The organism is Stenotrophomonas sp. 57, from assembly GCF_030291075.1.
Taxonomy (GTDB): Bacteria; Pseudomonadota; Gammaproteobacteria; order Xanthomonadales; family Xanthomonadaceae; genus Stenotrophomonas.
In genome coordinates, this window is record NZ_CP127407.1 from 976,726 (window position 1) to 1,001,336 (window position 24,611).

A 24,611-nucleotide genomic window follows, 5' to 3' on the forward strand; every position below is an offset into this window, starting at 1 on the left:
CCGGTGCGGAGGGCTATACCCTCCGCTCCATCTCCACGGCGTCGATGCCGGCGCCGTGGCCATCGGGTACCACCCGTGTCACCTGGAAACCGAGGCCGGCGTAGAACCCCTGGGTGTGCTGGCTGGTGCTGAGCGTGATACGGGCGATGGACGGGGCCGCTTCGGCCTGGCGCAGGCGTGCCAGCGCCAGTTCGCGGCCGATTCCCTGGCGATGCAGCGCGCGCTCGACCATGCCCCAGCAGAAACCGGCGCTGCCATCGCCGCAGCGCGACAGGCCACCACAGGCCACGATGCTGCCATCGCGCTCGATGACCTGGAATGCACAGTCCGTGGCCTGTTCGCACAGGAAGCGTTCAAAGTCGCTGCGCTCTTCGGGCGCGAAATAGGTGGGTACGTTGCTGTCGAAGATCGACAGGCAGGCGCTGGCATCGGCGGGGCGGTAGAGGCGGAGTGTCATGCACCCACGATAGACGATCGTCAGTAGATCCACGCCATGCGTGGATTCGCTGCCGACATGCCCTGCGTGTTCCCGCTTACGCCGAAATGCCGGCCAGCACCGCGTACATCACCACGAAGCTGACCAGGGCTGTACAGCGCCACCACCAGGTGTTCCAGGTAGCCCATCGGCCGCGGGATGTAGTCGAAGCGCAGCACCAGCGCGAACACCGGCATCAGGAAGAACAGGGCCCCTGGCAGCGCGGTGAGGATCGCCTGCATGTAGAGGTCGGTCTTGCCGCCCATGCGCTTGATGTTGGCGTTGCCGTTCTGCAGGCGCTTGTCGAGCCATCGGTTGGCGAACTGCGGCCAGCCGGCAACCACGGTGGAATTGGTGTCCGCATCCCCCGGTCCCCCGTTGAGGCTGTGGTTGAAGGATGAAGACGCCTACGATGGCGGATTTAAGGTTTCGTTCAGTTTTTTTGGTGGCGTACGGAAGGCGTGGTCCGTCGCGAAGAGCATCCACGCATGGCGCGGGTCTACTGACGCAACTGGAGGAACACGCCCCTCTGTTGAGGAGCTGCCCCGACAGGGGCGGGGAGAGGCAGCAAGGGGAGGGGCCCAGAGGTTGCGCAGCAACGTTTGGGGCGAAGCGCGCAGCGCACTTCGGGTCCCGCGCCAGCTTGGTTAAGGCGCACGTGGGGAGGCAGGGGCGGCGCGAAGAGCATCCACGCATGGCGTGGATCGGATCGGTCTGGAGGAACAAGCCCCTCTGTTGAGGGGCTGCTCCGACAGGGGCGGGGAGAGGCAGGCAAAGGGAGGGGCCCAAAGGTTGCGCAGCAACGTTTGGGGCGAAGCGCGCGCAGCGCACTTCGCGTCCCGCGCCAGTTAACTGAAAAAGGCCGCCCGTAAGGGCAGCCTTTTTCAGTTAACTGGCGGAGAGAGGGGGATTCGAACCCCCGAAGCGCGGTTTAGACGCTTACACACTTTCCAGGCGTGCTCCTTCAACCACTCGGACACCTCTCCGGATCCCTGCCATCGGCAAACGCCTCAGCAGGGGCGCAGATTCTAGCGGGCTGCGCGGCACTTCACAAGCACCCCAGCCAGGAACCCGCGAAGGACGTGCCGGAGGCGAGGGGGCTGGACAGGCATGGCACAATGGAACATCCGATGGAGAACGGTGGCCTGATGTCCTACCTCGTCCTTGCCCGCAAGTGGCGTCCGAAGCGTTTTGCCGAGCTGGTGGGCCAGGAACACGTGGTCCGTGCGCTCAGCAACGCGCTGGACAGCGGCCGGGTCCACCATGCGTTCCTGTTCACCGGCACCCGCGGCGTGGGCAAGACCACCATCGCGCGCATCTTCGCCAAGTCGCTGAACTGCGAACAGGGCACCAGCGCCGATCCGTGTGGCCAGTGTGCGGCCTGCCTGGACATCGACGCCGGCCGCTACATCGACCTGCTGGAAATCGACGCCGCGTCCAACACCGGCGTGGACGACGTGCGCGAGGTGATCGAGAACGCGCAGTACATGCCTTCGCGTGGCAAGTACAAGGTCTACCTGATCGACGAAGTGCACATGCTGTCCAAGGCGGCGTTCAATGCGCTGCTGAAGACGCTGGAAGAACCGCCGGAGCACGTGAAGTTCCTGCTGGCCACCACCGACCCGCAGAAGCTGCCGGTCACCGTGCTCAGCCGCTGCCTGCAGTTCAACCTCAAGCGCCTGGATGAGGACCAGATCCAGGGCCAGATGACTCGCATCCTGGCGGCAGAAGAGATCGAGGCCGACGGCAGTGCCATCGTGCAGCTGGCCAAGGCCGCTGATGGCAGCCTGCGCGACGGCCTGTCGCTGCTGGACCAGGCGATCGCCTATGCCGGCGGCGCGCTGCGCGAGGACGTGGTGCGCACCATGCTGGGCACGGTCGACCGCACCCAGGTGGCCGCGATGCTGGATGCGCTGGCCGAGGGCGATGGCCCGCGCCTGCTGCAGGTAGTGGCCGCACTGGCCGAGTTCTCGCCGGACTGGAGTGGCGTGCTGGAAGCATTGGCCGAAGGCCTGCACCGCATCCAGGTGCAGCAGCTGGTGCCGGGTGCGGCCGTTGCCGAAGGCCTGGATGCCACCGCATTCGCCGAGCGCCTGCGCGCGGAAGTGGTGCAGCTCTGGTACCAGATGGCCTTGAATGGCCGCCGTGACCTGCCGCTGGCACCGAGCCCGCGTGCGGGCTTTGAAATGGCCGTGCTGCGCATGCTGGCGTTCCGTCCGGCTGCTGCGGTACCGCCGGTGCCGAAGTCGGTTGAAGGTGCCGCAGGCGGCAACGTCGCCGGTGGAGGCAGCGGCGCGGGTACCCACGAAGCGACGCCGGCCGCTGCCGCCGCTCAGGCGGGCCCGGCCCCGGCGACGCAGGTGGCCGCGCCGTCCCAGGCTGCGCCGCGGGAACCTGACCCCGAGCCGGAGCCGGCCCCGCACCCCGAACCTGACCCGACGCCGGAAGCCGAGCCGGTTCCGGTGGAAGAGCCCGTGTCGCCGCCGCCGGTAAAGGCCGAAGCAGCGGTGCCGCCCGCGGAAGCAGAAACGGGCGACGACCTGCCGCCGTGGGCCACCGATGAAGCCGATGCCCGTGATGCGGCACTGGTGGCCGAGATGGCCGGCCCGGAGGCCGCCATGGTCGCGCCTTGGCATGAGCCGCCGGCTCCTGTCGCGGTCTCCAGCGAACCTGCGCAGCCCGAGCGCCCGTTCCGCGCCGACGGCATCGCCATTGCACCAGCCGAACCGATCCCGGCGCGTGATACCGCGCCGCAGGATGGCGTCAGCGAGCTGGCCACGGCCGAGGACTGGCTGGATCTGGTCGCCAACAGTGGTCTCAGCGGCCCATCGCGCCAGCTGGCCGCCAATGCCGCGTTCATCAGCTGCCAGCACGGGACCTTGAAACTGGGCCTTTCGCCCGGATTTGAATACCTGCGCTCGGAGCGCGCGCTGGCCGCCTTGGGCGAGATGCTGGAAAAGGCCCTGGGCCAGGCGCCGAAGATCGTGGTCGAGACCGTGGAAACCGAACACGTTCCGGCCGAGACCCTGCACCAGCGTGCCGACCGCCAGCGTGGCGAGCGGCAGCAGGAAGCAGAGGCCGTTTTCATGGACGACCCGGAAGTGCAGGTGCTGATCCAGCAGCACGGCGCCCGGGTTGTTTCCGATTCCATCCGTACTTTTGACGAGTAAGACACCATGCGCGGAAACATCGCCCAACTGATGCAGCAGGCCCAGAAGATGCAGGAAAACCTGCAGAAGGCCCAGGAAGAAATCGCCAGGATCGAAGTGACCGGCAGCGCCGGTGGCGGCATGGTCAGCGTGACCCTGACCGGCGCCAAGGAATGCCGCAAAGTGCGCATCGACCCGTCGCTGGCCAGCGACCCGGAGATGCTGGAAGACCTGATCGCCGCCGCCTTCAACGACGCCTCGAACAAGATCGATGCCGAGTCGAAGTCGAAGATGGGTTCGGCCACCGCCGGCATGCAGCTGCCGCCGGGCATGAAGCTGCCGTTCTGATTTCCGGCGTGGCACCCGTGCGAGCGGGTGCCACGGAACCTGTAGCCGTCGAGCTTGATCGACGTCATGAAAGCCTGCCGCCGTGTCCGCACCCCTGCTTGAACAATTGATCGACGCGTTGCGGGTGCTGCCTGGCGTCGGCCAGAAGACCGCGCAGCGCATGGCCTACCACCTGCTGGAGCGCGAGCGTGAAGGTGGCCAGCGCTTGGCCGAGACGCTGGCCTTGGCGGTGGAGCGTATCGGCCATTGCGCGCAGTGCCGCGACTTCAGCGAAACCGAGGTGTGCCCCACCTGTGCCAACAGCAGCCGCGAGCGCAGCCAGCTGTGCGTGGTCGAATCGCCGGCCGATCGCCTGGCCATCGAGAACGCCACCGGTTTCCGCGGCGTCTACTTCGTGCTTCAAGGGCGTCTGTCGCCGCTCGATGGCATCGGCCCGCGTGAGCTGGGCCTTGAGCAGCTGGAGCAGCGCCTGGCCGGAGGCGAGGTGCAGGAACTGATCATCGCCACCAGTGCCACCGTCGAGGGCGAGGCCACAGCGCACTATCTGGCGCAGCTGGCGCGCGCGCGCAAGGTGCAGCCCAGCCGGTTGGCGCAGGGACTGCCGCTCGGCGGCGAGCTTGAATACGTTGACCGCGGCACTCTGTCGCATGCGTTCGGAACGCGCAGCGAATTCCGCGATTGAGCATCCGCCGGGCATCGCCCGGCGCGGCCGGCCTACAATGGGGATGACACCCCGCCGAGGCCGAACATGAGCACCGAAACCCTCTTCAGCAAGATCATCCGTCGCGAGATCCCGGCCACCATCGTCTACGAGGATGACGAGGTGCTGGGCTTCAAGGACATCGCACCGCAGGCGCCGGTGCACGTGCTGTTCATTCCGAAGAACGAGATCATCCCTACCCTGGACGACCTGCAGCCGTCGCAGGCGCACCTGATCGGCAAGCTGGCCCTGGCCGCCGCCGAGTACGCGCGCCGCGAGGGTTTCGCACAGGACGGCTACCGCATCGTGATGAACTGCCGCGAGCATGCCGGGCAGACCGTGTTCCACATCCACATGCACCTGCTGGCCGGTGGTCCGCTGGGCCATTTCGGTGCGCCGGGCCGTTGATGCGCCCGGTATCCGCCATCGCCTCGTAGTGGATCCACGCCATGCGCTGATGAAAAAAGGCCGCCCGAAGGCGGCCTTTTTCATTGCGCGTGGCAGGTGGCGATCACCACCAGCCCCAACGGCCGTAGCCGCCCCAGTACGGGCCATACGGGCCCGGGCCCCATGGGCCATAGGGGTAGGGCACCACATCGACCTGGCGCTGTTCCGGCCACAGGTAGATGACATCGGCCGACAGCTTCGGCAGGCGATAGTCGTACTCGCCGATGCGGGTGTTCTGGTAGCCGTCGATCTTGCCGATGAAGGTCACGTCACGACCCGCTTCGAACACGGCCGGATCGTAGAAACCGGCGCGGCAGGCGATGAAGCGACCGTCGCTGGCGTCGGACGAGGTGGTGTTCGGGCGGCCACTGGCGTTGAGCGGGCGCGAGATCATCTGGAAGCAGGTCTCGCCCTGGCCGGGCTTGGTTTCGATGATGCGACCGCCCCAGCGGACCGGCGTGCCGACCTGTTGGGTGGCGACCGAATCGCGGGGAGAGACCAGGCTGAACTGTCCCTGCAGCGGCTTCGGGGCCGTGGCGCAGGCCGACAGGGCCAGCGTGGCCACGGCGGTGAGGAGGAACTTGGTGTTCATGGGGAGGCTCCGGAAGTCGGGCGATGCCTGCGCAGGTCCCGCAATAATGAAGCGAGGTCGGTGCAAGTTCCAGCGTACCGCGCGTCGGTGAAACGCTGGCTGAGTGCGAGCAGGGCCGGATCCGGGCGCTGCGCGTGCACCCGCTGCGCCCAGTCCCGCGCGGTTTCATGGGGATGCCGGGCCAGCCCGAGGCGGCCATAGCGCCGGCCCAGTCGATGCCAGGCGCGCAGCAGCGGGTCGCGTTCGCGCTCGCCACGGGCCAGCAGCCAGGCCATCCACGCCAAGGCCAGCACCGTGGTCACCACGAAGCCCGCGACCAGCTGTCCAGGCCCGAGGTTGTCCAGCCCCAGCGGCTTGAGCAGCTGCTGCTGGCGGCGCGCATCGAAGGACAGCACCAGGTCGTTCCAGCCGCGGCGCAGCCAGTCGCCCATCTGCCCCAACTGCAGCCAGCGCTGCTGCAGCGCGCTGTCGGTGCCGGCCTGCAGGCGGTCGTCGAGGGTGTCGAGGATGCGTTCCGGTGCCACCGCGGCAGTGGGATCGATCCGCACCCAGCCACGTTGCGGCAGCCACACTTCGGCCCAGGCATGGGCGTCCATCCTTCGCACGATCCAGTAGTCGCCAAGCCGGTTGCGGGTACCACCTGCAAAGCCGGTCACCACGCGTGCCGGAATGCCGGCGTTGCGCATCAGCACTACGAAGGCGGAACTGAAGTGTTCGCAGAAGCCGGCCTTGTAGCCGAACAGGAACTCGTCGACCGGATCACGCCCGGCCGGTGGCGTCTGCAGCGTGTAGGAGAAATCGGTAGTGATCCATTGCAGCGCGCGCTGCACGATGGCTTCGTCATTGCCGCCGGCATCCTGCCGCCATTGCTGCGCCAGGGTGGCCGTGCGCGGGTTGAAGCCACTGGGCAGCTGCAGCGCGGCCCGTCGCAGATAAGGCGACAGCGTGCTGTCGAAGCGTCGTGGCGGGGCCGAATGCAGCCGCCAGCGGCTCAGCGACGCCAGCGACCGCTCGCTGTTCAGGCTCATGTCCGCATCCAGCGTGCTGCCTGCAGGGGCGCGGCTGGGCAGGTCCAGTGCCACCAGCTGGCGCCGGTCGGTGGGCTCGTAGTCGATCTGGTAGTCCCAGCCCTGCGCGCCGGCCTCGACCACGGCCGCCGGCCGTCGCTCGCTGGCCCAGTCACGCGTCCAGCGCCGGCCATCGAAGGCGGTCAGTACCGGCCCTCGCCAGTAGCGTTGCGTCGGCTCGGGTACTGCACCGAAGAACTGCACGCGCAGCGCCGGGGTATCGTCGGCCATCAGGTCCAGCCACTGCCCGGGTTCCATGCTGTCCGACAGCCCCGGTGTGCTGACAGCACGCTCGGGAACGCCCCACAGTGGGGTCGCCAGCCGCGGGAACAGCCAGAAGCAGGCCAATGCCAGTGGCAGGCCGATCGCCAGCAGGCGGCCGACACCGCGCAGCTGCCCACGCAGCGGCAGGTGCCCGGCATGGCCCTCATCCCCGGCCAGTCGCTGCAGTGCCAGCAACGCACTGACGCCCGCCAATGCGGCCAACGACGTGGTCAGCGGCCCCTGGTCGAGCAGGAATGCGGCAAACGGAGAAAACAGTGCGAAGCCGAGCAGGCTGCGGGCATCGCGCAGGCTGCGCAGTTCGCTGGACTTGATCGCCAGCATCGCTGCCAGCAGGGCACAGCCGGTATCACGACCGGGCCGCACCATGCCCATCTGCCAGACGATGGCGCCGAGCATGGCCAGCACCAGCAGCAGGCGCACCGGCATGGGCAGTACCTTCCGCCACGACAGGGCTGCAGTCACGAGCGCTGCAGCCGCGATCACGCCGGCCAGCAGGGGCGGCAGCTGCAGCAGCAACGGCAACAGCGCCAATGCCGCACTGGCCAGGGTCCAGTAGCGGGCGTTGCGGTCGAGCGCGGGCGTGGTTTCAGTCATGCGGCATCAATGCCAGTGCGCGCAGGCACAGGTGGTGGTGACTGGCGCCCTGCCCGGGCCCGAACGGCGGATGTGCAGGCAGCAACAGGGTGTAGCGGTGGCCTTCGCGCTCGGCCATGTCGACCCATCGTGCCAGGCGCGCGATGCGTGCTTCATGGCCCAGGGGGGCCAGCGTGCGCCAGTCGAGGATGACGTCGATGCCCACCGGCTTTTCGTACTCGCGCACCAGCAGGCTGTCGCGGCGCGCCGAGTGCTTCCATGAAATGCTGCGTGGTGCATCACCTGCACGATAGGGCCGTAGCTGATGCAGTTCCTCGCCACTGGCATGGGCGCGGGTGTGCAACGGATCGTTGCCGCTTTCCGGCAGTGCAGGTGCCAGCGTCTCGGGGAGTGGATAGACCAGCAGCGGCTGTTCCGGCCACACCCACGACCACGCCCGCACCAGGCCCAGGGGCTGGGTGGTGGACAGGCGGATGCGTGGCAGTTCCAGCCAGCCGCGGCGTTCGCTGGGAACCTGCAGTTCCACTTCGCCGCGACCGTGTGCAGGCAGCGAGGTCCAGGCTTCGCTCTCACCCAGCTGCAGGTGCAGGCCGTGGCGTGCGCGCGGATCGTGCAGTGACAGGTCCACGCGCAGGCGCAGCGGTTGGCCGGCCGGAACCGGCTCGGCGGAGATCGCATCGATCTGCACGCCCGACAGCTGCAGGTGCGCGGCGATGGCGCTGGCGATCGCCGCTGCCGCCAGCAGCAGGGCCAGCAGCAGCGCCGGGTTGTTGTTGTAGTTCAGCGCGCCCAGCAGCATTGCCGCCAGCAGCGTGGCGACGAACAGGCCGAAGCGGGTCGGCAGCACGTAGATGCGGTGGCGGTCCAGGCGCTGTGGCAGTGCTTCAGGCCGGCGCGGGCGTGCCAGCAGCTGCAGTCGTGGCCAGCGTGTGGCCACCCTCAATCCACCGCGACGGTCTGCAGGATGGCCCGCGCCAGTGCCGGTCCCGAGCTGGACTCGGCTTCGGCCACCAGGCGGTGACCGGCCACGGCCACGAACAGGGTCTGCACGTCCTCGGGCACTACGTGGCCGCGGCCCAGCAGAAGTGCATGCGCCCTGGCCGCGCGCAGCAGCGCAAGGCCTGCACGCGGTGACAGGCCCACGCGCACGCCGGCGTGCTGACGGCTGCGGGTCAGCAGGGCCTGCACGTAATCGACCAGTGCATCGCTGGCATGGACCTGGCCGACGGCTTCACGCAGCGCGCGTACCTGGGTGTCGTCCAGTTTCGGCACAGCACGTGCGATCAGGTCACGACGGTCGGTGCCGCGCAGCAGTTCGCGTTCGGCCTGCGCGCTGGGGTAGCCCATTGCCAGTCGCAGCAGGAAACGGTCCAGCTGCGAATCCGGCAGCGGGAACGTACCGGAGAGGTCCACCGGGTTCTGCGTAGCGATCACGAAGAACGGATCGGGCAGGGGATGGGTCTGCCCATCCAGCGTGACCTGCTGTTCAGCCATCGCCTCCAGCAGCGCACTCTGCGTGCGCGGCGGCGCACGGTTGATCTCATCGGCCAACAGCACGTGAGTGAACACCGGGCCCGGATGGAACTGGAACTGCCGGCTTCCGGCCTCGTACACCGAGACGCCGAGTACATCGGCAGGCAGCAGGTCGGACGTGAACTGCACGCGCTGGAAGCTGAGCCCCAGGCTGCTGGCCAACGCATGCGCCAGCGTGGTCTTGCCCAGGCCAGGCAGATCCTCGATCAGCAGATGGCCACCGGAAAGCAGGGCGACAAAGGCCAGCCTGACTTCCGGCACCTTGCCCAGCACCAGTGCATTGACCTGATCCTGTGCCTCCCGCAGGGCCTGGCGCAGTTGATCGGTTAGCATGCTGGGATTGGGGGACGAGGCTGGCATGATCGTCTCAGGTCTGGAATCCATTCGATTATCCATAGAGCAATGCAAGGCGAACAGCGCGCGCGGACAATATTTCTCTGGTTATGGACGCTGGTCACAGCGGCCAAGCTGGTGGTGGCTGCGCGCCTGCCACTGTTCGTTGACGAGGCGTTCTACTGGCAGGAAGGCCAGCATCTGGCCGCTGCATATTCGGACCTTCCCGGACTGACCGCATGGCTGGCGCGCCTGGGTGTGGAGATCGGTGGCCACCATGTGCTCGCGTTGCGCCTGCCGTTCCTGGCCATCGGTGCGCTGTTGCCGCTGCTGGTGGTGCGCACGGCCACGCGCTGGTTCGGCAACGTGGCCGGTTGGCAGGCGGGCAGCCTCACGCTGTTGATGCCGTTGTCGGCGACGCTGGGCCTGCTGGCGGTGCCGGATGTGCCCATGGCGCTGGCGGCGGTGATCTGCCTGCACGCCGGTGCACGGCTGCTGCACAACGTTGATGCATCCTCGGCGATGAAGCTGGCGCTGGGTCTGGCGATCGGTGCGCTCAGCCACTACCGCTTCATCGGTGTCATCGGTGTTGGCTTCATCGCGCTGCTGGCGCTGCCGCAGGGGCGACGCATGCTGGCCGATCCGCGCGTATGGGTCGCGCTGGCCGTGGGCGTGATGGCGTGGCTGCCATTGCTGGCATGGAACGCGGACAACCACGATGCGGGCCTGAAATTCCAGGTGGTTGAGCGCCATCCGTGGACGTTCGAATGGAACGGGCTGTGGTTCCTGGTGATCCAGCCGATGCTGGTCACCCCGATCCTGTGCATGGCGATGTGGAAGGTGGCGCTGGCCGGTACCCGCAGGGGCGGCGGCGCACGCGCGCAGTGGCGTTACTTCGGCCTGGTCGGTGGCGTATCCACGCTGGGCATCTTCGTGCTCGGCTTCTTCACCGATGTCGAACGCATCAGTTTCCATTGGCCGCTGCCGGGCTACCTGGCCCTGCTGGTGGCGGTGCCGGTGGTGCTCAACGGCTGGCCGCGCTGGTTGCGGCGCACCGGCTGGTGGCTGGCGGGCGCTGGCATGGTGCTGGCGTTCGGCTTTTACCTGATGGCGTCCACGCCTGCGCTGCGCGAGCAGCTGGTGGGCAGCAAGTATTACCCGCGCAATTTCGCCGGCTGGCAGCCGTTGGCGGTGGCCGTGCGCGAAGAACTCCAGCAGATGCCTGCAGGCACGCAGGTGCTGGCGGGGAACTTCAAGGTGGGGGCCGAGCTGGGCTTCCAGTTGGGCAACGGGAACATTGAAGTGCTGCCGCACCCGCTGAACGACAAGCATGGGCGCACCGCGCAGCTGGTGCAGTGGGGTCTGCTGCATGAGGGCGAGCGCTCCGCACCGAAGCTGCTGGTGCTGTCGCCCAGCGATCAGCGCTACCGCGATCTGCTGGCGCGCTATCACGCCATCTGCGAACAGGTGGGGCCGTTGCCGGCGCCGCGGGTGGTCAGCAATGACCATGGATTCCAGCGATTCCTGCTGTTCCGGCTGCCGGCGCAGCGCGCACCGGGTCCATGCGTGACTCCGGCGATGGCGTGGCTGGATGCGCCGTCCAATGGCGAGAACGTGTCCGGTACGCTGGCCATCAAGGGATGGGCATTCAAGGACGGTGTCGGCCTGGCACGGGTTGAAGTGCTGGTTGATGGCCGCTCGGTCGGCGACGCGCGCTATGGACGTGCATTCGACGTGCGCCAGACCTGGCCGGACAGCACCGACCCGCAGCATCCGGCGGTCGGCTTCGATGCCGCGTTCGACACGGCCACGTTGGCGCCCGGGCGGCATTGGCTGGGCCTGCGCCTGTACGGCCGCGATGGCAGCGTGGAGGAATGGCAGGAGCAGCCGTTCGAGGTGCGCAGGCGCTGAGACGGCGCGCGGTCCAGGTCGGTGGCGCGCCAGGTTGGTCGCGTACTCCGGGTTGGTTGCGCGTGCCAGGTTGGTCGCATGCTCCAGGTTGGTCGGGTGCTCCGCGTTGGTAGAGTCGACTGTTGGTCGACTGCTCTTCTAGTCGACTGCTCTTCCGGCCGCCGGCAAAACCCCGCGCTGCGCGCGATAGTCGACTGACAGTCGGCTCTACCCGGTCTGGGTCCTGCCCGGTCCAGGCCCGGCCTGTTTCCGCAATCGGTGCCGGCAATCAGTGTGCCGCCCTCACGGCAGGGCGAAGCCGGCCCTGCGCAGCAGCCCGCACAGCGCGATCAACGGCAGGCCGATCAGCGCGGTGGGGTCGCGGTTGTCGATCGCTTCGAACAGGCTGATGCCCAGGCCCTCACATTTGAAGCTGCCGGCGCAGTCCAGCGGCTGTTCGGCGGCCACGTAGCGGGCGATCTCCTCCTGGCCCAGCGTGCGGAAACGGACCTCGGTGAGATCCACGGCGCTGAATGATTCTCCGTCGCGCATGAGACTGATGGCGGTATGAAAGCGCACCGTCTGCCCGGACATCGCCGCCAGCTGCGCACAGGCGGTCTCGGCCGTGCCCGGCTTGCCCAGCGGCTGCCCGTTCAGGTTCGCCACCTGGTCCGAGCCGATCACCCAGGCGCCCGGGTAGCGGGCCGCTACCTCGGCCGCCTTGGCCGTGGCCAGGCGCGTGGCCACGGCCAGCGGGGCCTCGCCGTTCAAAGGGGTTTCATCCACCTCCGGGCGTGCGCAGTCGAAGGGCAGGCCCAGCCGCTGCAGCAGCTCGCGGCGATAGCGGGAGGTGGAGGCCAGTACCAGTGACATGCGACAATTCCGGGGCAGGGCGCGGCAGTCTGGCCCGTGCGCAGCGCCAGCGGCAAGTCCTGTATGGCGGGCATTTGACAGCCGCCGCCCCGATCCTTAGTATTCAGCGGCTTATGTCCGCGAACGTGCCCGAATCGCTGGATGCTTGGCGAATGGTCGTAGCGCGTAGGCGCTTCGACGGCCAGGTTTCCCTGGCTGAATTGACCCGCCTGCAGGGGCTGGTCGCAGATACCGACGGCGAGTGTTCCTACTCGCTTGAATTCGGTCGCGACGAAGTCCTGCGGGTATCCTATGTGGAACTGACCATCGACACCGCGTTGCCGCTGACCTGTCAGCGCAGCATGCAGCGATTCCTGTTGCCGGTGAAGGTGACCCAGAGGCTTGGCCTGATCCGCGACGAGGACGAGGAATCGTCCCTGCCGGAGGAGTACGAGGCGTTGCTGGTGCCGGAAGATGGCCAGCTGAAGCCGCTGGATCTGGTCGAGGACGAATTGGTGCTGGCGGTGCCGGTGGTACCGCTGTCGCCCGACGGTGAAGCAGTCGACAAGGACTGGGCGCCAAGCGAAGAAGAAACAAAGAAAGCCAATCCGTTCGCGGCGTTGGCGGCATTGAAGAAACAATAGCAGCCGGATTGTCGTCGGCGGCTGCGGCGAAAGCGAAAGTGTGCTGGGCGCTGGCGTCCTGCGCGACGATACGACGAAGCAAAACGAACCGAGTTTGGAGCAATCCCATGGCTGTGCAGAAATCCCGTGTTACCCCGTCCCGCCGCGGCCAGCGCCGTTCGCATGACGCCCTGAGCGCCAAGCAGCTGTCGACCGACCCGACCACCGGCGAAGTGCACCTGCGTCACCACATCACTGCTGACGGTTTCTACCGCGGCAAGAAGGTCATCCAGACCAAGACCTCGGCTGTCGAAGAAGATTGATGTGCCGGGAAGGCCGCTGCCCCCGGGCAGCGGCCTTTGCCTTCTTTCCCGGGCGTGCCGGTGATCGGCGGCCCGCGCAACAGGAAACATGATGAGCAAGCGGATCTATTCGAGGATCGCGGGCACCGGTAGCTATTTGCCGGAAAAAGTCCTGACCAACGCCGACCTGGAAAAAATGGTCGAAACCTCGGATGAGTGGATCCAGTCGCGCACCGGAATTCGTGAACGGCACATTGCAGCCGAAGGCGAAACCACCAGCGACCTCGGCTACCAGGCCGCGCTGCGTGCACTTGAAGCGGCCGGTATCGACGCTTCCCAGCTCGACATGATCGTGGTCGGCACGACCACGCCTGACCTCATTTTCCCCTCCACTGCGTGCCTGATCCAGGCCAAGCTCGGTGTTGCGGGGTGCCCTGCCTTTGACGTCAACGCCGCCTGCTCGGGCTTCGTGTTCGCGTTGGGCGTGGCCGACAAGTTCATCCGTTCCGGCGACTGCAAGCACGTTCTGGTGATCGGCACCGAAACGCTGACCCGCATGGTCGACTGGAACGATCGCACCACCTGCGTGCTGTTCGGCGATGGCGCCGGCGCCGTCGTGCTCAAGGCCGACGAAGAAACCGGCATCCTCAGCACCCACCTGCATGCCGACGGCAGCAAGAAGGAGCTGCTGTGGAACCCGGTGGGCGTCTCGACCGGTTTCAAGGACGGTGCCAACGGTGGCGGCACCATCAACATGAAGGGCAACGACGTGTTCAAGTACGCCGTCAAGGCGCTGGACTCGGTCGTGGACGAGACCCTGGCCGCCAACGGCCTGGACAAGTCCGACCTGGATTGGCTGATTCCGCACCAGGCCAACCTGCGCATCATCGAAGCCACCGCCAAGCGCCTGGAGATGTCGATGGACCAGGTGGTGGTGACTGTCGACAAGCATGGCAATACTTCGTCCGGCTCGGTGCCGCTGGCGCTGGATGCCGCCGTGCGTTCGGGCCGCGTGGAGCGCGGCCAGTTGCTGCTGTTGGAAGCCTTCGGCGGCGGCTTCACGTGGGGTTCTGCCCTGCTGCGCTATTGATAGCGCAAGTTACGACAATGTGAAGCTTGTCGTTACGGCCCCTCTGGGGCCGTAACGCGTTTATAGGAGTACCCGTCATGGTTGAGCCCATCGTCATCGAAGGGCAGCGCGCCTGGCTGAAGCAGTACGGCAAGGGAAGCCGCGCATTGGCCCTGGGCCTGCTCAATTTTGTTGCCCGCCGATTCCATCTCGACGCCCTGCGTCCGCCACCGCACCGTGGCGGTGACGCCGCCCGCGAAACCGAAGCCCGTCGCCTGGGAGAACTGCAGGCGCAGGGCGTGAACGTGCCCGACGTGCTCGGCAGCGGCCATGCTGCGCTGGTGATCGGCGACAACGGCAGCTCATTCAATACCTGCCTGCGTGAGGCGGATGATGCCGGCCGCGATCGGCTGGTGATGGCCGCGATGCAGGCCATCGCCGAAGCGCACGCTCATGGGGCCTATTTCGGCCAGCCGTTGCCGCGCAACCTCACCTGGGACGGGCAGAAGGTGGGCTTCATCGATTTCGAGGAAGATCCGCTGGAAGTGATGGATCTGTCCGAAGCGCAGGCCCGCGACTGGCTGATGTTCGGCTACGGCGTGGCCAAGTACTACGCCGACCGCCCCGAGCAGCTTCAGGCGATGATGGCCGAGGCGATGGGCGACGCCCAGGCGCCGGTGCGCGAGCACGTGCATGCGGTGAGCGGCCGCCTGCGCAGTCTCGCTCGGGTGTGCATGAAGCTGGGCCGTTCAGCGCGCGCGCTGGCGCATTCGATCTTCATCACCCATGGCGCCAGCACCGCGGGTGTACTGATGCTGGTGGGCCTGTGCGTGGACTTCCTCGCCGACGGCGATCTGGACGTCCTGCAGCTGTTCTGCTGATGGCTGATAGGGTCGGAGCCCTTTTCCTGCGGAAAAGGGATCTGACCCCGTCGCGCTTGCCCGGCCGCGCTCCATACGCCTGCATACGCGCACGTACAGACGACACGGCGGATTCGCCCTTATCATGGCCCGCTTCGATTGCAACAAGCGGATGACCGCGTGACCGTATCCACCCTCGCTTTTGTCTTCCCCGGCCAGGGCTCGCAGTCTGTGGGCATGGTGGCCGAGCTGGCCGAACTGCACCCGCAGGTGCGTGAAGCCTTCACCGAGGCATCCGATGGTGCCGGCGTCGACCTGTGGGCGCTGTCCCAGGGTGGCCCGGAGGAAATGCTCAACCGTACCGAATACACCCAGCCGGCCCTGCTGGCCGCCAGCATCGGCGTGTGGCGCGCCTGGAACGCCGTGGGCGGTCCGCGCCCGTCGGTGCTGGCCGGTCACAGCCTGGGCGAGTACACCGCCCTGGTCGCCGCTGGCGCGCTGAGCCTGCATGACGGCGCGCACCTGGTGCGCCTGCGCGGCCAGCTGATGCAGGAAGCCGCACCGGCCGGTGTCGGCGCCATGGCTGCCGTGCTCGGCGCCGAAGACCAGCTGGTGCTGGACGTCTGCGCTGAAGCGGCAGGCAGTCAGGTGGTGGTGCCGGCCAACTTCAATTCGCCGGGCCAGATCGTGATCGGCGGCGACGCCGACGCGGTCGACCGTGCGCTGGCGCTGCTGGCCGAGAAGGGCGTGCGCAAGGCGGTCAAGCTGGCCGTGAGCGTGCCCTCGCACACCCCGCTGATGCGCGAAGCTGCCAACCGCCTGGCCGAAGTAATGGCTGGCCTGTCCTGGCGGGCGCCGCAGCTGCCGGTGGTGCAGAACGTCGATGCCCAGGTGCATGACGGTATCGACGCCATCCGTACCGCGCTGGTGCAGCAGCTGTACCAGCCGGTGCAGTGGACCGGGTGCGTGCAGGCGCTGGCCGGCCGTGGCATCACCCAGATCGCCGAGTGTGGCCCGGGCAAGGTGCTGACCGGCCTGGTCAAGCGTATCGACAAGGCCATCGACGGCCGTTCGCTGGCCACCCCGGGCGATTTCGAAACCGCCCGCGAGGCATGGTCGGCCTGATCCCCCTTGTTCCTGCCGATCGTACCGGTGGCCGCTGCACGCGGCGCGGGTGCGGCGGCCGCCCCAGCCTGAGGAAAACATCATGAGCAAGCCCCTGCAGGGTGAAATCGCACTGGTCACCGGTGCCAGCCGTGGCATTGGTGCCGCCATCGCCGATCTGCTGGCCGCCCAGGGCGCCACCGTCATCGGCACCGCCACCACCGAATCCGGTTCCGCCGCCATCGGCGAGCGCCTGGCTGTCCACGGCGGCCACGGCCGCGCGCTGAACGTCACCGACGCTGCCGCGCTGGACAGCGTGCTGGACGGGGTCGCCAAGGAGTTCGGCCCGATCTCGATCCTGGTCAACAATGCCGGCATCACCCGCGACAACCTGCTGATGCGCATGAAGGACGAGGACTGGGCGTCGATCATCGACACCAACCTGACCAGCGTGTTCCGCACCAGCAAGGCGGTCATGCGCGGCATGATGAAGGCGCGCAAGGGCCGCATCATCAACATCGCCTCGGTGGTGGGCGTCACCGGCAATGCCGGCCAGGCCAACTACGCGGCCGCCAAGGCCGGCATCATCGGCTTCAGCAAGTCGCTGGCCAAGGAAATCGGTTCGCGCGGTGTCACCGTCAATGTGGTCGCGCCCGGCTTCATCGATACCGACATGACCAAGGCGTTGCCGGAAGAAGCGCGCACCGCGCTGATCAACGACATCGCCCTCGAACGCCTGGGTTCGCCGGAGGACATCGCCCATGCGGTGGCCTTCCTGGCCAGCCCGGCTGCCGGTTACATCACCGGCGAAACCCTCCATGTGAACGGCGGCATGTACATGCCGTAAGCAAGGGGCGCAGGGATTGCGCCGCAAGTGGTTGATCTGCTGAGGTTTTTGCTGCGATGCAAGGCCGCGCCGGTTTCCACTACACTATCCCACGGCCATCGCCTTTGATGGCGACCACTTTTGAACCACAACTCCATCTGGAGCGAGATCCCATGAGCACCATCGAAGAACGCGTCAAGAAAATCGTCGTCGAACAGCTTGGCGTCAAGGAAGAAGAAGTCACCAACAGCGCATCGTTCGTCGATGACCTGGGCGCTGACTCGCTGGACACCGTCGAGCTGGTGATGGCCCTGGAAGAAGAATTCGAGTGCGAGATCCCGGACGAAGAAGCCGAGAAGATCAGCACCGTGCAGGCCGCCATCGACTACGTCAAGGCCCACGTCAAGGCCTGATGTCAGACGGCAGTGCGCGTGCGAACTCATCCTCGCCGCGCACCGCACCCCATGGGGCCGCAGTTGCGGCCCCGTGTGTTTGGGCATCACATCGAAGCAAACCGAGTTACCCGTAGAAACCATCCGGGTCAGGAGAAACAGCAATGAAACGTCGCGTCGTCGTAACCGGCCTGGGTATCGTCTCGCCGTTGGGCAATGATCTGGCCAGCAGCTGGGAAGGCATCACCCACGGCCGTTCGGGCATCGGTCCGCTGACCAACGTTGCTGATGCCTACGTGGATCGGTTCACCACCAAGATTGCAGGTGAGGTCAAGGGATTCGACATCACCGCCGACAACGAACTGTTCGGCAAGTATCGGGTCAGCGGCAAGGATGCCAAGAAGATGGACCCGTTCATCCATTACGGCCTCGGTGCCTCGTTCATGGCCCTGCACGACTCGGGCCTGGAGATCACCGACGCCAATGCCGAGCGCATCGGTGCCATCGTCGGCGCCGGCATCGGCGGCCTGCTCGGCATCGAAGAGCAGACCATCGAGTTCCACGAGGGCAAGAAGATCTCGCCCTTCTACGTGCCCAAGACCATCATCAACATGCTGCCGGGCCAGCTGAGCATCATCACCGGCCTGAAGGGCCCGTCGTTCTCGGCGGTGTCGGCGTGCGCGACCTCGAACCACTCGATCGGCACCGCAATGCGCATGATCCAGTACGGCGATGCCGACGTGATGGTGGTTGGTGGTGCAGAGCGTGGCTCGTCGCCGACCGCGCTGGGCGGCTTCTGCGCGATGAAGGCCATGAGCACCCGCAACGACGCCCCGGAACAGGCCTCGCGCCCGTGGGACAAGGACCGTGACGGCTTCGTGCTGGGCGACGGCGCCGGCATCCTGATCCTGGAGGAGTACGAGCACGCCAAGGCACGCGGCGCGAAGATCTACTGCGAACTGGCGGGCTTCGGTGCCAGCTCCGACGCGTACCACATGACCGCCCCGAGCGAGAACGGCGAAGGTGCCGCGCGCTGCATGGTCATGGCCATGAAGGATGCCGGCGTGACCCCCGAACAGGTGGGTTACCTCAACGCGCACGGCACCTCCACGCCGCTGGGCGACCTGGGCGAGACCATGGCGATGAAGACCGCCTTCGGCGACCACGCCTACAGGATGATGGTCAGCTCCACGAAGTCGATGACCGGCCACCTGCTGGGTGCCGCGGGCGGCGTGGAAGCGATCTTCTCGGTGATGGCGCTGCAGGACAACATCATTCCGCCGACCATCAACCTGGAACAGCCGGGCGAAGGCTGCGACCTGGACTACGTGCCCAACGAAGCACGCCAAGCCAAGGTGGACGTGGTGATGTCCAATGGCTTCGGCTTCGGCGGCACCAACGGCACGCTGATCTTCAAGCGCGTCTGACCGGTGCGGTAGGTTGTAGAGTCGACTGTTAGTCGACTGCTCTTCGCGGGAAGCCAAATTCCCGCGCTGCGCGCGATAGTCGACTAACAGTCGACTCTACCGTTCGGCGTCCGCAGAATCGGATCAACGCCGTGCACCACGGAGCCGCCGCAAGGCGGCTTCCGTGCATCTGAACCCCTGAACTGGCCACCATGACCCACGCACCGCTGATCCACCCGCTGCCGCACCCGATCGACCTGCTGGCGCTGCAGCAGCACGATCCGGCGCGCTTCCCGCTGCTGATGGAATCCACCGCCTCGGGCACTGCCCAGGGCCGCTGGAGCCTGCTGCTGGCCGCACAGGGCGAGGGCCTGCGGCTGGACGCCGACGGCCAGGTGCGCGACCTGCATGGCACCGTGCAGCCTGGCAGCTTCCTGCAGGCGCTGGATCGCGCCTGGCAGGCCGAGCGCCTGTCGCACGACGGCAGCCACAGCCTGCCGTTCCGCGGCGGCTGGGCGCTGATGCTGGACTATGAAGTGGCCAGCCAGATCGAGCCGGTGCTGCCGGCGCGTGCGCGCGATGACGGCCGCCCGACCGCGCTGGCGCTGCGCTGCCCGGCTGCAGTGCTGCACGACCACCAGAACGACGCCAGCTTCGTCATCGCCGAAGCCGGTGAGCAGGTATTGCTGGATGCGCTGGTGGCACTGGCCTCGGCGGCGTTGCCCGAAGCAGGGCAGGGCTGGCAGCCGCCGCAGTCGGTGGGCGAGGACGCGCCGCAGCGCTTCACCGACGGCGTGCGCCGGGTGATCGAGTACCTGCGCGCCGGCGACGTGTTCCAGGTGAACCTGTCGCGGCGCTGGAGCGCGCAGTTCGCCGCGCCGGTCAGCCCGCAGGCGCTGTATGCACAGCTGCGCCGCGCCAACCCGGCGCCGTTCGCCGGCCTGTTCAGCGCGCACGGCCGTCATGTGGTCAGCTCCTCGCCGGAGCGGCTGGTGTCGGTGCATGCCGGTCATGCGCAGACCCGTCCGATCGCAGGTACGCGGCCACGCTTCGAGGGTGACGATGATGCCGCGCGCATCCAGGAACTGGTCGGCCATCCCAAGGAGCGTGCCGAGCACGTGATGCTGATCGATCTGGAGCGCAACGACCTGGGCCGCATCTGCCTGCCCGGTACCGTGGTGGTGGATGAACTGATGACCGTGGAGAGCTACGCGCACGTGCACCACATCGTCAGCAACGTCAGCGGCCACCTGCGCCCGGAGGTCACGCCCGGCGAGGTGATCGCCGCCACCTTCCCGGGCGGCACCATCACCGGCTGCCCCAAGGTGCGCTGCATGCAGATCATCAGCGAACTGGAGCAGGTGCCGCGCGGTGCCTATACCGGCGCGTTCGGCTGGCTGAACCGCGATGGCGACCTGGACCTGAACATCCTGATCCGCACCGCCGAAGTGGATGGCCACGAGGTGAGCTTCCGTACCGGCGCCGGCATCGTGGTGGATTCGGACCCCGACAAGGAACTGGACGAGACCCGCGCCAAGGCGCGCGGCCTGCTGCGGGCGCTGGGCGAGCAGGGCTGAGCTGCCGGCCGGTCAAGGCCTCTGGTGGGTGCCGACCGTTGGTCGGCACGGAGACGCCACCCCGGTCATGACCCCACACCAGCGGCACGGTATCCTGCACGACGGAATCGAGTTCAGAGGTAGTCCATGGCGGGAGCCAAGCGCGGGTGTCTGTTCGTGGTAACGCTGGTGGTGGTGCTGGCCGCCGTCGTGGCCGGCGTGGGCGCGTGGTTCTTCTATCAGCAGACCCGCTTCGCCGATGCCCCGATCACCCCCACCGCCGAAAGCGTGGTCATCGCCAGCGGCGACGGCATGAACAGCGTGCTGCGCAAGCTGCGCGACGCAGGCGTGGACGAGGGCCAGGACACCCAGTGGCAGCTGCTGGCGCGCCAGCTCGATGCCGCCGGCAAGCTGAAGGTGGGCGAGTACGCGCTCAGTGGCGAACTGACCCCGCGCGAGCTGCTGCTGCGCATGCGTGCCGGCAAGGTGCTGCAGCACCGCGTCACCATCGTCGAGGGGTGGAACATCCGCCAGCTGCGTGCCGCGCTCAAGCGCGCCGAGCCGCTGCTGCACACCACCGACAATCTGGATGACGCCGCGCTGATGCAGCGACTCGGCTTCGGTGGCCAGCATCCGGAAGGCCGCTTCCTGCCGGAGACCTACGTCTACCAGCGCGGCGACAGCGACCTGGACGTGCTCAAGCGTGCCCATGCCGCGATGGAGAAGGCGCTGGACGAGGCCTGGGAAAGCCGTGCGCCAGACCTGCCGATCAACACGCCCTACGAACTGTTGACGATGGCCTCGATCATCGAGAAGGAAACCGCGCTGGCCAGCGAGCGCCCGCAGATTGCCGGCGTGTTCATGCGCCGCCTGAAGATCGGCATGCGCCTGCAGACCGATCCGACCGTGATCTACGGTATCGGTGCGGCCTACGACGGCAACATCCGCCGCCGCGACCTGACCACCGATACGCCCTACAACACCTATACCCGTGCCGGCCTGACCCCGACGCCGATCGCCATGCCCAGCCGCGATGCGCTGATGGCTGCGGCACAGCCGGCCGCCGGCGATGCGCTGTACTTCGTCGCCGTCGGCGATGGCAGTGGAGCGCACGTGTTCTCGCCCAGCCTGGACCAGCACAACGCCGCAGTGGCCCGCTACCTGCAGCAGCTGCGCCAGCAACGTACCCAGGAGACCCCGGCGCAATGAGTTCCGCGCTGCTTCGCCACCCGCGTTTCGTCAGCCTGGAAGGCGGCGAGGGCGCGGGCAAGACCACCGCCATCAATGCCATCCGTGACTGCCTGCGCAGCCACGGCCACGAGGTGGTGCTGACCCGCGAACCGGGCGGTACACCGCTGGCCGAGCGCATCCGCGGCCTGGTACTGAAGCCCGATGCCGAGATCGCCGCCGAACCGCTCAGTGCCGAAGCCGAACTGCTGCTGGTGTTCGCCGCGCGGGCGCAGCATGTGCGCCAGGTGATCCAGCCGGCGCTGCAGCGCGGTGCCTATGTGCTGAGTGATCGTTTCACCGATTCCAGCTATGCCTACCAGGGCGGTGGTCGCGGGCTCGATCCGCAGTGGATTGCCGATCTGGAGCGCCGCGCGGTGGGCCTGCTTCCCGGCCTGACGCTGTTGCTGGACGTGGATGTGGCAGTGGGCCGCGCGCGCGCCAACGGCCGCGACCTGTGGCCGGATCGCATCGAGAGTGAGCAGGACGATTTCTTCCAGCGCGTGCGCGAAGTGTTCCGCGGCCGTGCGCAGCAGGACCCGAAGCGCTTCGCGTTGATTGATGCGGGCCAGGAGCAGGCGCGCGTGGCCGCCGATGTGGTCGCGCGTGTCGAGCGCTGGCTGCGGGACGGGGAGGGCGCATGAGCACGTTTTCGCCCTGGCAGCAGCGCGCGTTCGATCAGACCGTGGCCGCGCTCGACGCCGGTCGCCTCGGTCATGGCCTGCTGATCTGCGGCCCGGCCGGGCTGGGCAAGCACGAGGTCGCGCTGGCGCTTGCCGACCACGTGCTGGCGCAGGGCGATGCAGCCCACGCCACGCGCACGCGCCAGCTGATCGCAGCGGGCACACACCCGGACCTGCAGCTGGTCAGCTTCATTCCGAACAAGAGCGGCGACAAGCTGCGCACCGAGATCGTCATCGAACAGGTGCGCGAGATCACCGACAAGCTGGCGTTGACCCCGCAGTACGGCGTGGCGCAGGTGGTGATCGTCGACCCGGCCGATGCGATCAACCGTTCGGCCGCAAACGCACTGCTTAAGACTCTGGAAGAGCCGCAGCCCGGCCGTTACCTGTGGTTGATCAGCAGCGACCCGGCACGCCTGCCGCAGACCATCCGCAGTCGCTGCCAGCGCTTGGAATTCAAGCTGCCGCCGCAGCACGAAGCGCTGGCCTGGCTGCAGCAGCAGGGCCATGGCGAGGCCTCGGCGCGTGAAGCGCTGGAGGCTGCACGCGGGCATCCCGGCCAGGCCGACAACTGGCTGCGCGAAGACGGCCTGAGCCTGCGCCGCGAGGTCGGCCGCGAGCTGGAACAGCTGGCCGCCGGCAGGACCGGTGCGGTGGAGCTGGCGCAGAAGTGGTGCGGCGACGACAACGCGGCGTTGCGCCTGCGCTTTGCCGCCGACCTGGCGCTGGCCCAGGCCAGCACCGATGCCTTGACCACGCCGGAGCGATTGCACAAGCTTGCAGCCTGGTTCGATGCGGCCAACCGCACCCGCGACCTGCTGCGCACCACGGTGCGTGCAGACCTTGCGGTGGTCGAGTTGCTGCTGGCCTGGAACAAGGTGAACGAGCGGCCTGCCGCAAGGGGAAATCGATGAGTGCCAGCAACGCTCGCCAGGGCATCCTGTCCCTGGCTGTGAAGGACAAAGCCGCGCTGTACAGCGCGTACATGCCGTTCGTGAAGAATGGGGGCATCTTCGTGCCCACGCCCAAGCGCTACTTCCTGGGCGACGAGGTGTTCCTGCTGCTGACCCTGCCCGATTCCAGCGAGCGCCTGCCGGTGGCCGGCAAGGTGATCTGGGTGACCCCGGCCGGCGCGCAGGGCAACCGCACCGCCGGCATCGGTGTGCAGCTGGCCGAGGGGGTCGAGGGCGAGGGCGTGCGGCACAAGATCGAGACCCTGCTGGCCGGCCTGACCAGCTCGGACAAGCCGACCCATACGATGTGATTCCGGTGGCGCCGGGCGATGGCGGGCGGAACAATCGAAACACCCGTGACCTGCTGTTCTGTAGAGCCGAGCCATGCTCGGCTGCACATCCCGACACACCCGCGAATACAAATGTGAAAAAGTGTTGACGGCCTCTGAAAAGCCCCTATAATGAGCGGCTCAGCAACACACCGGGCGGTTAGCTCAGCGGTAGAGCATTGCCTTCACACGGCAAGGGTCACAGGTTCGATCCCTGTACCGCCCACCATGTTGCAGAACGAAAGAAGCCTCCAGAAATGGGGGCTTTTTTGTTGCCTTCGCATCGACGCGGCTTTCCTGCAGCAGGCAGCGTCCGGCGCCATCGTTGATGGCGCGATTCACCGGATTCCGTAATCCGCGCAAAGCATTGTTCTGCGGTTCCCGGCGGGCGTACTCTCGGGCCATTGCCGTGCCCACCCGTTCCGGAGTGCCACCATGCCGCTTGCCCGCATCGATCTTCGTAAAGGCAGATCCGCCGACTACCTGCAACGCGTCGGTGAAACCATCTACCAGGCCATGCGCGCAGTAGGCGTGCCGGAAAACGATCGCTTCCAGATCTTCCAGCAGCACGAGCCCGGCACGCTGATCTACGATCCCGGTTACCTGGGCGTGGCCCGCACCGACGGTTTCATCTGTATCCAGATCACCTGGAACGAAGGGCGCACGCTGGAGCAGAAGAAGGCGCTGTATGCCGACATTGCTGATGGCCTGCACGCGGCGGTGGGCATCCGCCGCGAGGATGTGTTCATCAACCTGGTGGAAGTGAAGAGGGAAAACTGGTCGTTCGGCAATGGGGTGGCGCAGTACGCGAGTTGATGGGCGAGGTGAATCCACGCAAGGCGTGGATCTACAGAGCGCTGGGGCAGGGCGTGCCCATCGAGCTGGCCGGCAGCACAGGCCTGCGTCACCGTGTCGCAGGGGGTAAACCCTGAACATGGTCCAAGGTTGGTTGAGGGCCCGTAGAATGGCGGGGTGCGTCGTTCTGTCCTCCACCGCCGGTTACAGGCCCTGGCATG

The 24,611-nt window shown here is 67.1% G+C and carries 26 protein-coding genes and 2 tRNA genes; 20 read left to right on the forward strand and 8 right to left on the reverse strand.

Going from position 1 to position 24,611, the window contains the following annotated elements; genetic code table 11:
- Positions 1-13 precede the first annotated feature (13 nt).
- The 3 genes from QP512_RS04400 to QP512_RS04410 form a co-directional block, all read right to left on the reverse strand.
- On the reverse strand, positions 14-457 hold the full coding sequence (locus QP512_RS04400; RefSeq protein WP_286071093.1) for a GNAT family N-acetyltransferase: 444 nt from the start codon (positions 455-457) through the stop codon (positions 14-16).
- Positions 458-477: 20 nt separating this feature from the next.
- On the reverse strand, positions 478-819 hold the full coding sequence (locus tag QP512_RS04405) for a hypothetical protein (RefSeq protein WP_286071094.1): 342 nt from the start codon (positions 817-819) through the stop codon (positions 478-480).
- Positions 820-1,368: 549 nt separating this feature from the next.
- A tRNA-Ser gene (locus QP512_RS04410) sits at positions 1,369-1,461 on the reverse strand.
- Between the two features lie 144 nt (positions 1,462-1,605).
- Here QP512_RS04410 and dnaX point away from each other — a divergent pair.
- The 4 genes from dnaX to QP512_RS04430 all read left to right on the forward strand — a co-directional run bounded on the left by dnaX (position 1,606) and on the right by QP512_RS04430 (position 5,080).
- Positions 1,606-3,645 (forward strand): DNA polymerase III subunit gamma/tau, encoded by a 2,040-nt coding sequence (gene dnaX / locus QP512_RS04415; RefSeq protein ID WP_286071988.1) that lies wholly within the window; start codon positions 1,606-1,608, stop codon positions 3,643-3,645.
- A gap of 6 nt (positions 3,646-3,651) precedes the next feature.
- On the forward strand, positions 3,652-3,972 hold the full coding sequence (locus tag QP512_RS04420) for a YbaB/EbfC family nucleoid-associated protein (protein WP_010483846.1): 321 nt from the start codon (positions 3,652-3,654) through the stop codon (positions 3,970-3,972).
- 82 nt (positions 3,973-4,054) lie between these two features.
- Positions 4,055-4,654: a recombination mediator RecR gene (gene recR / locus QP512_RS04425; protein WP_164082460.1), complete on the forward strand. Its 600-nt coding sequence runs from the start codon at positions 4,055-4,057 to the stop codon at positions 4,652-4,654.
- Between the two features lie 66 nt (positions 4,655-4,720).
- Complete coding sequence (locus QP512_RS04430; protein WP_286071095.1) at positions 4,721-5,080, forward strand: histidine triad nucleotide-binding protein; 360 nt, start codon at positions 4,721-4,723, stop codon at positions 5,078-5,080.
- Between the two features lie 103 nt (positions 5,081-5,183).
- Here the strand turns inward: QP512_RS04430 and QP512_RS04435 are convergent, their stop codons facing one another.
- The 4 genes from QP512_RS04435 to QP512_RS04450 are packed head-to-tail and all read right to left on the reverse strand — an operon-like array spanning position 5,184 to position 9,550.
- The gene (locus tag QP512_RS04435) at positions 5,184-5,711 is read right to left on the reverse strand and encodes a Slp family lipoprotein (protein WP_014036182.1); all 528 of its coding nucleotides are present in this window, start codon (positions 5,709-5,711) and stop codon (positions 5,184-5,186) included.
- Positions 5,708-7,657: a DUF3488 and transglutaminase-like domain-containing protein gene (locus QP512_RS04440; protein ID WP_286071096.1), complete on the reverse strand. Its 1,950-nt coding sequence runs from the start codon at positions 7,655-7,657 to the stop codon at positions 5,708-5,710. The genes QP512_RS04435 and QP512_RS04440 overlap by 4 nt, the downstream gene beginning before the upstream one ends.
- Positions 7,650-8,594 carry a DUF58 domain-containing protein gene (locus tag QP512_RS04445; protein WP_286071097.1) on the reverse strand — a complete coding sequence of 315 codons (945 nt, stop codon included), beginning with the start codon at positions 8,592-8,594 and terminating at the stop codon, positions 7,650-7,652. Before QP512_RS04445 ends, QP512_RS04440 begins: the two co-directional genes overlap by 8 nt.
- 2 nt (positions 8,595-8,596) lie before the next feature.
- Positions 8,597-9,550, reverse strand: coding sequence for an AAA family ATPase (locus QP512_RS04450; protein WP_111204530.1), 954 nt, complete (start codon positions 9,548-9,550; stop codon positions 8,597-8,599).
- A 42-nt stretch (positions 9,551-9,592) separates the two neighbouring features.
- Here QP512_RS04450 and QP512_RS04455 point away from each other — a divergent pair, with 42 nt between their 5' ends.
- Positions 9,593-11,434 carry a glycosyltransferase family 39 protein gene (locus QP512_RS04455; RefSeq protein ID WP_286071098.1) on the forward strand — a complete coding sequence of 614 codons (1,842 nt, stop codon included), beginning with the start codon at positions 9,593-9,595 and terminating at the stop codon, positions 11,432-11,434.
- Between the two features lie 282 nt (positions 11,435-11,716).
- On the opposite strand, the gene QP512_RS04460 is transcribed toward QP512_RS04455, so the two are convergent.
- Positions 11,717-12,286 carry a Maf family nucleotide pyrophosphatase gene (locus QP512_RS04460; RefSeq protein ID WP_164082455.1) on the reverse strand — a complete coding sequence of 190 codons (570 nt, stop codon included), beginning with the start codon at positions 12,284-12,286 and terminating at the stop codon, positions 11,717-11,719.
- 113 nt (positions 12,287-12,399) lie between these two features.
- Between QP512_RS04460 and QP512_RS04465 the strand changes: the two genes are divergently transcribed.
- The 15 genes from QP512_RS04465 to QP512_RS04535 all read left to right on the forward strand — a co-directional run bounded on the left by QP512_RS04465 (position 12,400) and on the right by QP512_RS04535 (position 24,411).
- Positions 12,400-12,909: a YceD family protein gene (locus QP512_RS04465; protein WP_164082454.1), complete on the forward strand. Its 510-nt coding sequence runs from the start codon at positions 12,400-12,402 to the stop codon at positions 12,907-12,909.
- A 107-nt stretch (positions 12,910-13,016) separates the two neighbouring features.
- Positions 13,017-13,211 (forward strand): 50S ribosomal protein L32, encoded by a 195-nt coding sequence (gene rpmF, locus QP512_RS04470; RefSeq protein ID WP_005408308.1) that lies wholly within the window; start codon positions 13,017-13,019, stop codon positions 13,209-13,211.
- A 91-nt stretch (positions 13,212-13,302) separates the two neighbouring features.
- Entirely contained in the window at positions 13,303-14,280 is a 978-nt protein-coding gene (locus tag QP512_RS04475; protein WP_164082453.1) for a beta-ketoacyl-ACP synthase III, read from the forward strand.
- A 77-nt stretch (positions 14,281-14,357) separates the two neighbouring features.
- A complete protein-coding gene (locus QP512_RS04480; RefSeq protein WP_164082452.1) occupies positions 14,358-15,140 on the forward strand; it encodes a serine/threonine protein phosphatase in 783 nt (260 codons plus the stop codon).
- Positions 15,141-15,299: 159 nt separating this feature from the next.
- Positions 15,300-16,244: an ACP S-malonyltransferase gene (fabD, locus tag QP512_RS04485; protein ID WP_286071101.1), complete on the forward strand. Its 945-nt coding sequence runs from the start codon at positions 15,300-15,302 to the stop codon at positions 16,242-16,244.
- A gap of 82 nt (positions 16,245-16,326) precedes the next feature.
- Positions 16,327-17,070, forward strand: a complete 744-nt coding sequence (fabG, locus tag QP512_RS04490) for a 3-oxoacyl-ACP reductase FabG (protein ID WP_286071102.1) — start codon at positions 16,327-16,329, stop codon at positions 17,068-17,070.
- Positions 17,071-17,222: 152 nt separating this feature from the next.
- Positions 17,223-17,462, forward strand: a complete 240-nt coding sequence (acpP, locus tag QP512_RS04495) for an acyl carrier protein (RefSeq protein ID WP_005408313.1) — start codon at positions 17,223-17,225, stop codon at positions 17,460-17,462.
- Between the two features lie 143 nt (positions 17,463-17,605).
- Entirely contained in the window at positions 17,606-18,868 is a 1,263-nt protein-coding gene (fabF, locus tag QP512_RS04500; RefSeq protein ID WP_286071104.1) for a beta-ketoacyl-ACP synthase II, read from the forward strand.
- A 191-nt stretch (positions 18,869-19,059) separates the two neighbouring features.
- On the forward strand, positions 19,060-20,424 hold the full coding sequence (locus QP512_RS04505) for an aminodeoxychorismate synthase component I (protein WP_164082448.1): 1,365 nt from the start codon (positions 19,060-19,062) through the stop codon (positions 20,422-20,424).
- A gap of 126 nt (positions 20,425-20,550) precedes the next feature.
- Positions 20,551-21,612 carry an endolytic transglycosylase MltG gene (gene mltG / locus QP512_RS04510; protein WP_164082447.1) on the forward strand — a complete coding sequence of 354 codons (1,062 nt, stop codon included), beginning with the start codon at positions 20,551-20,553 and terminating at the stop codon, positions 21,610-21,612.
- Positions 21,609-22,274, forward strand: a complete 666-nt coding sequence (gene tmk / locus QP512_RS04515) for a dTMP kinase (protein ID WP_164082446.1) — start codon at positions 21,609-21,611, stop codon at positions 22,272-22,274. The genes mltG and tmk overlap by 4 nt, the downstream gene beginning before the upstream one ends.
- Positions 22,271-23,227: a DNA polymerase III subunit delta' gene (locus tag QP512_RS04520; RefSeq protein ID WP_164082445.1), complete on the forward strand. Its 957-nt coding sequence runs from the start codon at positions 22,271-22,273 to the stop codon at positions 23,225-23,227. The genes tmk and QP512_RS04520 overlap by 4 nt, the downstream gene beginning before the upstream one ends.
- Positions 23,224-23,577 carry a PilZ domain-containing protein gene (locus QP512_RS04525; protein WP_286071105.1) on the forward strand — a complete coding sequence of 118 codons (354 nt, stop codon included), beginning with the start codon at positions 23,224-23,226 and terminating at the stop codon, positions 23,575-23,577. Before QP512_RS04520 ends, QP512_RS04525 begins: the two co-directional genes overlap by 4 nt.
- Positions 23,578-23,749: 172 nt before the next feature.
- Positions 23,750-23,824: transfer RNA gene (locus tag QP512_RS04530), tRNA-Val, on the forward strand.
- Between the two features lie 206 nt (positions 23,825-24,030).
- Positions 24,031-24,411: a tautomerase family protein gene (locus QP512_RS04535; protein ID WP_286071106.1), complete on the forward strand. Its 381-nt coding sequence runs from the start codon at positions 24,031-24,033 to the stop codon at positions 24,409-24,411.
- Positions 24,412-24,611 lie beyond the last annotated feature (200 nt).